At 58.2% G+C, this 10002-nt stretch carries 8 protein-coding genes and 2 rRNA genes; 3 read left to right on the forward strand and 7 right to left on the reverse strand.

The annotated features are described in order from the left end of the window. Nucleotides 1-8: 8 nt before the first annotated feature. Both mraZ and coq7 read right to left on the reverse strand, forming a co-directional pair. Nucleotides 9-437 carry a division/cell wall cluster transcriptional repressor MraZ gene (mraZ, locus tag C266_RS25180; RefSeq protein WP_010806918.1) on the reverse strand — a complete coding sequence of 143 codons (429 nt, stop codon included), beginning with the start codon at nucleotides 435-437 and terminating at the stop codon, nucleotides 9-11. Between the two features lie 420 nt (nucleotides 438-857). Next, complete coding sequence (coq7, locus tag C266_RS25185; protein WP_010806919.1) at nucleotides 858-1505, reverse strand: 2-polyprenyl-3-methyl-6-methoxy-1,4-benzoquinone monooxygenase; 648 nt, start codon at nucleotides 1503-1505, stop codon at nucleotides 858-860. 318 nt (nucleotides 1506-1823) lie between these two features. On the opposite strand from coq7, the gene C266_RS25190 reads away from it, so the two are divergent. Both C266_RS25190 and C266_RS25195 read left to right on the forward strand, forming a co-directional pair. Then, a complete protein-coding gene (locus C266_RS25190) occupies nucleotides 1824-2990 on the forward strand; it encodes a porin (protein WP_010806920.1) in 1167 nt (388 codons plus the stop codon). A 175-nt stretch (nucleotides 2991-3165) separates the two neighbouring features. Further along, on the forward strand, nucleotides 3166-3645 hold the full coding sequence (locus tag C266_RS25195; protein ID WP_010806921.1) for a MarR family winged helix-turn-helix transcriptional regulator: 480 nt from the start codon (nucleotides 3166-3168) through the stop codon (nucleotides 3643-3645). A gap of 93 nt (nucleotides 3646-3738) precedes the next feature. Here the strand turns inward: C266_RS25195 and C266_RS25200 are convergent, their stop codons facing one another. Beyond that, complete coding sequence (locus C266_RS25200) at nucleotides 3739-4821, reverse strand: aminopeptidase (RefSeq protein WP_144265927.1); 1083 nt, start codon at nucleotides 4819-4821, stop codon at nucleotides 3739-3741. Nucleotides 4822-4921: 100 nt separating this feature from the next. Further along, entirely contained in the window at nucleotides 4922-6997 is a 2076-nt protein-coding gene (locus tag C266_RS25205) for a molybdopterin-dependent oxidoreductase (RefSeq protein WP_010806923.1), read from the reverse strand. Between the two features lie 214 nt (nucleotides 6998-7211). Here C266_RS25205 and C266_RS25210 point away from each other — a divergent pair, with 214 nt between their 5' ends. Then, nucleotides 7212-8408, forward strand: a complete 1197-nt coding sequence (locus C266_RS25210; protein WP_010806924.1) for a M20 aminoacylase family protein — start codon at nucleotides 7212-7214, stop codon at nucleotides 8406-8408. A gap of 90 nt (nucleotides 8409-8498) precedes the next feature. Here the strand turns inward: C266_RS25210 and C266_RS27105 are convergent, their stop codons facing one another. From C266_RS27105 to C266_RS25225, 3 genes are all read right to left on the reverse strand, one after another. Next, on the reverse strand, nucleotides 8499-9350 hold the full coding sequence (locus tag C266_RS27105; RefSeq protein WP_168162956.1) for a DUF3047 domain-containing protein: 852 nt from the start codon (nucleotides 9348-9350) through the stop codon (nucleotides 8499-8501). Nucleotides 9351-9601: 251 nt separating this feature from the next. Continuing rightward, nucleotides 9602-9714, reverse strand: a 5S ribosomal RNA gene (rrf, locus tag C266_RS25220). 146 nt (nucleotides 9715-9860) lie between these two features. After that, nucleotides 9861-10002: ribosomal RNA gene (locus tag C266_RS25225) — 23S ribosomal RNA — on the reverse strand; the annotation flags it as partial.

Here is a 10002-nt window from a genome sequence, read left to right on the forward strand (position 1 = left end):
CTGATCTGTCAAAAAGTGAAGTTTTTCAGCGCTTCCGGCATGCCCTGCGCCATCGCCGCCTGTTCCTTGGCGGCATACGTCGCGGCATCCCAGAGTTCAAAGTGACTGCCCATGCCCAGCAGCATGACTTCCTTATCCATGCCCGCAGCCGCACGCAACTCGGGCGCCACCAGGACACGGCCCGCCGAATCCATCTCGACGTCGGCTGCGTTGCCCAGGAAGATGCGTCGCCACCAGTGCGCGTCCATCGGCAGTGCGGCGATCTTGCCGCGGAAGATTTCCCATTCGGGACGCGGAAACAGCAACAGACATCCGTCTGGGTGCTTGGTGATGGTCACCTTGCCTTCAGCGTCGCCCTGCAGCACGTCACGATGCCGGGCCGGAATTGACATCCGTCCCTTCGCATCGAGTGAAAGTGCCGAGGCTCCCTGAAACACGTGCGCTCCCGTGAGGTTTCGTCCGCCTGCCCGCTATACCGAAAGAGAAAGATTTTGTGCCCTACACGACACAAAAATACACTTTCTCACACTATTTCCCACTTTAGAGGAGAGTGTTTGGCCGGTCAAGCCTTTCGCCCTTTTTTAGGGGCGAATTTGTTAGGCAGAACAATGACTTAGCTCATTTTCCTAAAGCGGGAAAACGGAATTTTGTCAGGAAAATTAAAGACATAACTGCGATAGTGAAAGTGGAACCTCAAACTTTGGGTATCGCCTCGCGGGAGGCCCGTCAGCGCTATCGATACCCGGTAGTGCGCGCTCACGCCGTGACAAAGCCGGGCGATCACCGGCCGGCACGCGTCTCGCAGAGGAAGATCGATCGGTACGTGGGGGTCGTTCGGGGAGGGCGTTGCAGACGTTCTATATATAGTAGGCGGTCGTCGTCATGACCTTGGCGGCAGCACGCATCACACGCTGCACCGGCACCGGCAGTTCGATACCGCCAGCGTCGCGTGCGGCTTGGCCGTGTTCGATTTCGTCGATTCGCATCTGGTCCACGATGGCTCTCGAGCGCAGATCGTGCGGGGGCAGGTCGTCCAGGTGGCTCTCCAGATGATGCTCCACCTGACGCTCCGTCTCTGACACGAAACCCAGACTGACCTTGTCCCCGCACTTGCCGGCGACAAAACCGATGGCAAATGCACCGGCGTACCAAAGCGGGTTGAGCAGACTGGGGCGCGAACCCAGCTCCGAGAGACGGTGAGCCGTCCATGCGAGGTGATCCTCTTCTTCCTTGCCCGCATGCTCGAAGGCGGCCCGCAGCTCCGGGCGCGTCGTCGCCAGCTTCTGCGCCTGATATAGCGCCTGCGCGCAAACTTCACCGACATGATTCACGCGCATGAGGCCCGCCACGTGCCGACGCTCCTGCGGCGTTAACGCATCGTCGCCGACCAGGGCATCACTATTTGAAGCAGATGCCGTTACGGGCGTCGGGCGCGAGGCACGGGTGACGCCGGCGATCGCTCGCAGGCCGCGGTCAAGTTCGGAGATCAGGCTGTCGGAGAACATCGTACTTTCAACTTACCTCGATATTTCACAATACGGAATAAAGGACAGTTCATTCGCGTCCGCTGCCGATGATACGCCCCTTTATCCGGCGTGCCTTGCGCGGGCACAAACGCACGAAATCCCCGCCGGACGCTGGTTTCCGGGCTGTTGCGTAAACGAAACAAAGGGGGCCGCAAACCCGCGTAAAACCGGCCTTTTCCTTTGCCGCCCACATTGAATTTGTTACATTACGTCCAACTTCTCGCGAAGTTGATTAGCAAGGACGTTATCACTAGTGACCTTGTTAAACAAATCTCACAATCCTTTGGAGATCACTCAATGAAAAAGTCGCTTCTCGCTCTGGGTGTGCTCGGCGCATTCGCAGGCGCTGCTCACGCTCAAAGCAGCGTGACCCTGTACGGTATCATCGACGCTGGCCTGCAATACGTCAGCAAGACTGGCGGCAACCTGGCTGGCACGGGTACCGCCAACAAGAACTTCCAGTTCGCCAACGGCAACCTGCAAGGTTCGCGTTGGGGCCTGAAGGGCGCTGAAGACCTCGGTGGTGGTCTGAAGGCGATCTTCGTGTTGGAAAACGGCTTCAACCTGGGCAGCGGTACGCTGGGCCAAAACAGCCGCATGTTCGGTCGTCAAGCCTACGTTGGTCTGAGCAGCGCAACGGCTGGTACGCTGACCATCGGTCGTCAGTACGACTCCGTGGTTGACTTCGTTGGCCCGTACGCTTCGGGCAGCCAATGGTCGACGTTCGCGGGCGCTCACCCGTTCGATAACGACAACTTGAACAACTCGTTCCGCGTGAACAACAGTGTCAAGTACACGTCGGTCAACTACGGCGGCTTCAGCGCTGGCGGTATGTACGGCTTCTCGAACTCGGCCAACAACGGTTCGACCGGTACGGGCTTCGCCAACAACCGCGCTTACTCGTTCGGCGCTGGCTACGCTAACGGCCCGGTGTCGTTCGGCGCTGGCTACTTGTACCTCGGCTCGCCGGGCAGCAACGGCAGCGGCGTGCTGGCTAACACGGGTTCGGGCGATACCACGACGGCCATGACGGCTGGCGGTGCTAGCGACAAGGCATGGATCGCATCGGCAGGCGGTTCGTACGCCTTCGGTCCGGCTACGATCGGTCTGGTGTACGCCCACAGCGTGTACCAATACATTGGCGGCGGCAGCTGGAAGTTTGACAACGCCGAACTGAACGCCAAGTACATGCTGACCCCGGCACTGCAACTGGGCGCTTCGTACACGTACACGTGGTCCACGATCAACGGCACCATTGGCAACAGCAACAACACGTCGCCGAAGTACCACCAAGTCAACCTGGGCGTCGACTACTTCCTGTCGAAGCGCACGGACACGTACCTGGTTGGTCTGTGGCAACACGCCAACAGCGACGCTCCTGGTGGCGCTTCGTTGAACGGTCTGGGCTTCGCGAACAGCACGAATCAGTTCGCAGTCACGGCTGGTATCCGTCACAAGTTCTAAGCTGACAGTTTCTGTCACTTAGGCTTTGTTTGACGAAAGGGCACCTTCGGGTGCCCTTTTTTTGTCCCAATCTCCGATTTGCAGGCATGTTACGCGACCTCGTAACGCCCCCAGCTTGACCGAGCGTTTATTTCAAACCTAAAATTTCCATACTGTAAATTTCACTCCTCCGACCATGAGCCTCGCCGACTCCGACTCTCTCGATCTCGAAACGCGAGCCCGCGATCGTGAGCACGATGCACTGCGCCTCTGGTTGCGGTTGCTCACCTGCACCAACATGATCGAGACGGATATCCGTTCGCGCTTGCGCCAGGAATTCGATTGCACGCTGCCGCGCTTCGACTTGCTCGCGCAACTCGACCGCCACCCCGAGGGGTTGAAGATGGGCGAGTTAAGCAAGCGGATGATGGTCACTGGCGGGAATGTCACAGGGATCACCGATCAGTTGGAGAAAGAAGGCTGGGTGACGCGTGAGACGGTCGTCAACGACCGGCGAGCCTTCCTGATCAAACTCACTCCACGCGGCAAGAAAGCCTTCTCCAATATGGCTCGCGCACATGAAACATGGATCGAGCAGCGCTTGGGACAGCTTCCGGAAGACCGGCAACACCAGCTTTACCTGCTGTTGGGAGACTTGAAGTCGGTGATCGGGTAACGCACGAGAATCACCGCTTTCAATTTGACGCGGCGTGTCGCGCGGCTTGACCGCACTATCTGACAGGAAAGCCTGGTGGACGTTGCAATTGGCTTATCGCCCCGCCTGCATCGGAGTGTCCAGCGAGGCTCGCGCCGTAGCAGCTTCATAGGTTCTGTCCAAGGCGGCGAGCGCCTCGTTGCGCTCGGGTTCTGGCCGTTTCGACATGGTTTTGACGGCAGCGTAGAACTTGGGCAAATCGCCATGCACTTGCGCAAGCAGCGCCATGAATGCCGGCACCCATTGGTTGTATGTCGCGAAGGACCCGATTTTGGCGTTGTTCAAATCGGCGGCAAACCAGAGATCGAAGCCTTTGTATCCTCCCAAGGACGTTTTCAATGCCTCATAGTCGGCACGCATGCGGGTGAATATGACCTCTTTGCCGGCCGTTTTCTCGGCATCCGTCTCCGGGCCGGCATAGAGCGCTTCCAGACGTTTTCGATAGCTGTCCACCAGTTTTCGAAACTGACGCCGGTGCGCGTCATATCGCTCATACTCCATCGCGGCATCGGGATGTGCGGCAAGCCAGCGCTGGACGCCCACGGTTTCCACTGTCACGGCAAAAGACTCGTTGAACGCGGTGTCCCCTCGAGCAAACAAAATCTGATGGGCGAGTTCGTGGAAGATCATGCGCGCGACTTCCGCTCGCGGTAGATAGATGAAAGTGTTCAGCAGCGGATCGTCGAAATACCCCAACGTCGAATAAGCCGGGATTCCTGCAACGAACGTCTCCCACCCATCCCTATGCAACTCGGCCGCGTAAGCCTCGGCGGATTCACGGGAGTAGTAACCGCGATACTCGACGCATCCAACAACCAACAGGCACGACTCTCGCAGCTTCAGCGACAGCGAGGGGGCAGCGAAGACGTTGTAGACGACGAACGGACGCTTCAGGTCGGCATAGCTGCGATAGCTACCGTTATCCGGCTCGCCGAGCGCCGATACCGCATAACTACGAATTTGCTCCGCTTCGATTAGCCGCGAACGCAACCGCGGATCGATCGATGGGTCCGCAAGCAGATCGGACACGGGCTGCGCCTCGTGCAATACCGTGAAATGCCCGTTGATCGATTGCGCGTAATAGCCGACCTGACTACATCCGCCGAGACCGAACAGCAAGCCGCATCCCAGCACCATCACCGCAAGCGTCTGCAACCGGCAACGGCAAAACGTCGTAACCATCGCAAACAAGGTCGGCATCGTGGGCTCCTCGGCGTTAGCCTGAAATCGACCGCGCTTATATCGGTGCGACGTCGACCAGGCAGTCGTAGAACGTCGGTGCCCGGCCAAGATCAGTGAGTTGCTGGCTCGTGACTTCGTTGGCATTTTTACCGTCCGGTGCGAGCTTTTTCCACCAGATGGACAGCCCGACGACGACGCCCTCACGTGCTTTCTCCGTAACGCGGGCCCTCGCGTTCAACGTACCTCGATCGTTGAAAATTCGTACCCCCATGCCGTCCGCAATGCCACGCGCGGCGGCATCCGACGGATGGATATCCAGTGTTGGCTCGCCGACCGATGCCCGCAGGCTATCAACGTTCACGAAGCTCGAATTCAGGAAATTACGAGCTGGCGGAGAGATCATTGCCAACGGATAGCGCGCCGCAAGCTCGGGGTTACTGGCGACAGACTCGTATGGCGGCACCCAGTCCGGCAATGGATCAAAGCCTTCCTGCAACATACGCTCGGAATAGAACTCGCATTTCCCCGATGGGGTATAGAACTGTCCGTTTGCAAACGGCGCTTCGGGAAGGTCGTAGCGAATCCACCCATCGCGCTTGAGGGTTTCCCAGTCGCTGTTTGCCATACGGGCATCGCGCCAACGGATCGACTGTTCCGCAAGTTGATCGTCGGTGTCGGAGAAGCATGCGTCCTGCCACCCCATGCGCTTGGCCAACAGACGGAATATCTCCGAGTTGGGTTTGGCCTCGCCGAGCGGCGCAATCGCCGGATTGTTCGCCAGCAGATAGGTATGTCCGTACGCTTTGTGAATATCCAGATGCTCGAGCTGCGTCGTTGCCGGCAGCACAAAGTCTGCGTGGTCTGCGGTATCGGTCTGGAAGTGTTCCAACACCACCGTGAAGAGATCCTCGCGGCCGAACCCGGCCGCCACCTTGCCCGACTCGGGAGCCACGGCAACAGGGTTGCTGTTGTAGACCACCAGCGCCTCGATCTTCGGACCGAACAACTCGTCGCCCTGGTGGCAAAGCGCATCGCCGATTGCACTCATGTTCACCACACGCGTGGGCTTGTCCTGCCGTGGCCGCAGATCAGGACGTGCTTGCGCCACCGCATCGACGGGTGCATAGCCGGATGTCGACATCAGCATCCCGCCCGCCGGATCTCGCCAGGCGCCAATCAATGCAGGAAGACACGCGACCGCGCGCGTCGCCTGACCGCCGCCTTTGGCACGCTGCATACCGTAGTTCAGCCGGATCGCTGCGGGCTTCGCGCTCGCATACTCTCGCGCCAACGTCGTGATCGTCTCTTCGCTAATGCCACAGATTTCCGCGACGCGAGCCGGCGTATAGCGGCTCACGCGATCCTTGAGTTCGGCGTAACCGACCGTATGCCGCGCAATGTATTCGTGATCGACCAGATCCTCGGCGATCAGGACATGCATCATACCCAACGCCAACGCGGCATCCGTGCCTGGCAGCAATGCAATATGCTGATGACACTTCTCGGCGGTAAGCGAGCGATAGGGATCGATGGCAATCAGCTTCGCGCCGCGCCGCTTCGCTTCCTGTGCAATCGCCCAGAAATGGACGCTCGACGTAATCGGGTTGCTGCCCCAGATAAGAATCAGCTTGCTGTCGACGAAATGCTCGACATGCATACCGACGCCGGCACCGTATGTGTATCGCAGGCCCGCAGCCCCCGCACTCGCACAGATCGTGCGATCGAGATCGGACGCGCCCAGTTTGTTGAAGAAGCGCGCGGCCATCGATTCGCCCTGAACGAATCCCATCGTGCCCGCATAGCTGTACGGCAGAATGGCTTCGGGGTCGCGCGCGGCAATGGCTCTCAACCTGCCGGCAATCTCGTCGAGGGCTTCGTCCCAGCTGACTCGCACGAACTGTCCGCTACCTTTCGGGCCAACACGTTTGAGCGGGTGCAACAAGCGATCCGGATGATAGGTTCGCTCGGTGTAACGCGAAACTTTCGTGCACAAGACGCCATTGGTGGTGGGATGGTCCGGGTCCCCCTGGACCTTGATCGCGACGCCATTTTCCACGGTTACGTGCAATGCGCATGTATCGGGACAGTCATGCGGACATGCAGCCCGAACGACATGGGTATTGGTCGTCATGAATCTACTCCTCTCTCTACCGAATGGCTGCGTCAAGCAATGGTGGGACGCTGGCGATATTGTATTACGTTCATTTGCGCCTCGCCCCCGCCACACGGGCATTCACGGCATCTTCCAGACGTATCCGAGATCACGCTCGGGCATTTCTGCCAAGATGCCAGACCTGGCCATTAGGGGTAAGATGAGTCATTGCGCCCTGCAGGAATCCCCCGTCATGAAGCTCATTCCAGAAATCGACGCCGCTCGCGGCGAAATCCAGACCATCCGACGTGACATTCACGCGCACCCCGAACTTTGTTTCGAGGAAAAGCGCACGTCCGACGTCGTCGCAGAGACGTTGACCCAATGGGGTATCCCCATCCACCGTGGACTCGGTAAAACCGGGCTCGTCGGCATCATCAAGAATGGCAGCAGCGACCGCGCGATCGGTCTGCGCGCCGATATGGATGCCCTGCCGATTCACGAAGCCAATACGTTCGAACACGCGTCAAAACATGACGGCAAGATGCACGCGTGCGGTCATGATGGCCATACGGCCATGCTGCTCGCCGCAGCGCAATATCTTCAGAAGCATCGCAATTTCGACGGCACCGTATATCTGATTTTCCAACCGGCCGAGGAAGGTGGCGGCGGTGCTCGCGAGATGATCAAGGACGGGCTGTTTGAGCGCTTTCCCATGCAGGCCGTGTTCGGCATGCACAACTGGCCGGGGGTGCCGACAGGCACGTTCGCCGTAACGCCGGGGCCGATGATGGCCTCAAGCAACGAATTCAAGATCACGATTCGCGGCAAGGGTACCCACGCCGGCATTCCAAATGCGGGGATCGACCCGGTCATCGCCGCCGTTCAGGTCGCTCAGGCCCTGCAGAGCATCATTACCCGAAATAAGCGCCCGATCGACGCTGCGGTGCTGTCCATTACCCAGATCCACGCTGGTGATGCGACCAATGTGGTGCCCGATCTGGCATGGTTGGGCGGTACGATTCGCACGTTCTCGATTGAAGTGCTGGATCTTATTGAAACGCGCCTGCGCGAGATTTCCGAGTTCGTCGCGAAAGGACTTGGCTGCTCGGCGGAGATCGAATTCCAGCGCAACTATCCGCCGACGATCAACGAGCCAGCCATGGCCGCACTGTGTGCGGATGTCATGCGCGAAGTGGTCGGCGACGCGAACGTCAACGACAAGGTCGAGCCGACGATGGGCGCGGAGGATTTTTCGTTCATGCTCCTCGAGAAGCCTGGCGCGTATGTGTTCATCGGCAACGGCGACGGCACGCACCGAGACACGGGACATGGCCTCGGACCGTGCAATCTGCACAACGCCAGCTACGACTTCAACGACGATCTGCTCCCGCTTGGCGGCACCTACTGGGTGAAGCTGGTTGAAATGTATTTTGGGCGGGATCAATAAGCTGTCGTGATCTAGTCTTCCGGGTCGCAACAAAAAGGCCGGCAAATAGAATTTGCCGGCTTTTTTGTTTTTGATGTCGCGAGAAGTCCGCTATTTCGCGGCGGTAGTCGTGGGGACGCGGTCCGTCTCCAAGTGGATGTCACCGTACCAGGCGGTGAATTTCGATTGCGTATTGTCGCCATCGCTCATGATGGCAATGCCAATCAGACGCCCCGGAGGCTCGCCAAACGCTTTCTCATAATCCTTGGCGACGTCGCGAGAATACGTCCGCCACTTCCCAAGATTGGCTTCTCCGCGTTCGACAACGACAGAGCGGATACGGCCGGTATAAGGATTTTCGACGACCTCATCTGTAGCGAATTTATCGTCACCCCAGGTATACATCAGCGTGGCGAACGGCAATTCCCGGCCACTCACCAGCCTGGCTAGCTCGCGATGCATATGATCTTGTACGGTGAGCTTTGCCGGATCGCCATCGAATGCGAGCGCGATGCGTACAGGTGCATCATCGAATCGCTTCGTGCGAATGTCGGCGCTGATCGGCATGCTGTCGGCACGCCAGCGCCACGTTAACTTGGCACCGGGGTACACCGGTACATCCAGTTTTTGAGCGATTCCAGACGCGGATCCGTCAACAGTCGCTCGGATTACGGCAATTCCGTCGTCATCGGTGGTCTGTTCGTAGTTGGTGAGCCGCTTTTTGCGGGTGACAAGATAAGTCTCCCAATGCGGAGGCAGGCCATCCGAATTTACTGCGGCCGAAAGGGGGGCAATTTCGTCTCGCTGCCCCGGCACAGCTATTGTCGAAACCTGCGTCGAAGACGGTCCGGGCGAGGCACACCCACCAATTCCCCAGATAACGACAGCGGCACCGACATACGCCACACCTGCACGCCACTTTGCATGGCACTTGCCCCGATCTTGATTCACCACCTGTTTCACTCCACGAACTTCACTAACCCCGTGGCCAAATGCTAAGCGAGAAATGAATATCGATCTATCTGTAATTTCACATCATGACGATGGTGCAACACCGACAGCTTCGAATGATGCGCATAAATCCCTTGCCGGGATGAAAAAGCGAGGATGGAGGAAGCGAGCGAGGAGCGAGAGGCAGCCGCAAAAACAGGCCAAGTGTGAGCACAAAGCAAAAACCCCTTGCTACGCGCTGTAGCAAGGGGTTTTTTAGGGGAGCCTGACGATTACCTACTTTCACACGGGTATCCGCACTATCATCGGCGTGGAGTCGTTTCACGGTCCTGTTCGGGATGGGAAGGGGTGGTTCCAACTCGCTATGGTCATCAGGCATAACTTGTATGTTCTGCTGCACGATGAGTGCAACAAAACCAATTCAGAAGAAGCGTAGTACAAACATGTCGTTGGGTTGTGAGGGTATCAGCGCCCGCATTGGGGCACACACGCAACTCACACCAGGAAAAACACACTGGTTATAGGATCAAGCCTCACGGGCAATTAGTATCAGTTAGCTTAACGCATTACTGCGCTTCCACACCTGACCTATCAACGTCCTGGTCTTGAACGACCCTTAAGGGGAATCGAGTTCCCAGGGAAGTCTCATCTTAAGGCGAGTTTC

This window comes from Pandoraea sp. SD6-2, from assembly GCF_000389825.1.
Lineage (GTDB): Bacteria > Pseudomonadota > Gammaproteobacteria > Burkholderiales > Burkholderiaceae > Pandoraea > Pandoraea communis.

Bases quoted from the DNA above. Each gene is read 5' to 3' on its own strand.
- coq7 (WP_010806919.1), bottom strand. From the start codon at position 1,505: ATGTTCTCCGACAGCCTGATCTCCGAACTTGACCGCGGCCTGCGAGCG.
- C266_RS25190 (WP_010806920.1), top strand. From the start codon at position 1,824: ATGAAAAAGTCGCTTCTCGCTCTGGGTGTGCTCGGCGCATTCGCAGGC.
- C266_RS25195 (WP_010806921.1), top strand. From the start codon at position 3,166: ATGAGCCTCGCCGACTCCGACTCTCTCGATCTCGAAACGCGAGCCCGC.
- C266_RS25200 (WP_144265927.1), bottom strand. From the start codon at position 4,821: ATGGTGCTGGGATGCGGCTTGCTGTTCGGTCTCGGCGGATGTAGTCAG.
- C266_RS25205 (WP_010806923.1), bottom strand. From the start codon at position 6,997: ATGACGACCAATACCCATGTCGTTCGGGCTGCATGTCCGCATGACTGT.
- C266_RS25210 (WP_010806924.1), top strand. From the start codon at position 7,212: ATGAAGCTCATTCCAGAAATCGACGCCGCTCGCGGCGAAATCCAGACC.